Here is a 637-nt window from a genome sequence, read left to right as displayed (position 1 = left end):
ATCGCCGAGACCTGCGAGTTCGAGGAAATCGCCCACCTGCTGGTGCACGGCAAGCTGCCGACCAAATCCGAACTGGCTGCCTACAAGGCCAAGCTCAAGAGCCTGCGCGGGCTGCCCGCCAATGTGAAGGCCGCGTTGGAATGGGTGCCCGCCAGCGCCCACCCGATGGACGTGATGCGCACCGGCGTGTCGGTGCTGGGCACCGTGCTGCCGGAGAAGGAAGACCACAACACCCCGGGCGCGCGCGACATCGCCGACCGCCTGATGGCCAGCCTCGGCTCGATGCTGCTGTACTGGTATCACTACAGCCACAACGGCCGCCGCATCGAAGTCGAAACCGACGATGACTCCATCGGCGGCCACTTCCTGCACCTGCTGCACGGCGAGAAGCCGTCGGCACTGTGGGAGCGCGCCATGAACACCTCGCTCAACCTGTACGCCGAGCACGAATTCAACGCCTCGACCTTCGCCGCCCGCGTGATCGCCGGCACGGGCTCGGACATGTTCTCGTCGATCAGTGGCGCCATCGGCGCGCTGCGCGGCCCCAAGCACGGCGGCGCCAATGAAGTCGCGTTCGAGATCCAGAAGCGCTACGACAACCCGGACGAGGCCCAGGCCGACATCACCCGCCGCGTCG

At 66.9% G+C, this 637-nt stretch carries 1 protein-coding gene; it reads left to right on the top strand.

Going from position 1 to position 637, the window contains the following annotated elements; all coding sequences use genetic code 11:
• The coding region (locus AC3WLE_RS30410; RefSeq protein ID WP_492357606.1) for a citrate/2-methylcitrate synthase at positions 1–637 on the top strand (637 nt) is incomplete at both ends.

It is taken from the genome of Cupriavidus sp. FW306-1B-F12B, from assembly GCF_058781795.1.
Note: the sequence above shows the minus strand (reverse complement) of the source record. Positions and strands in the feature narration are given on the sequence as shown.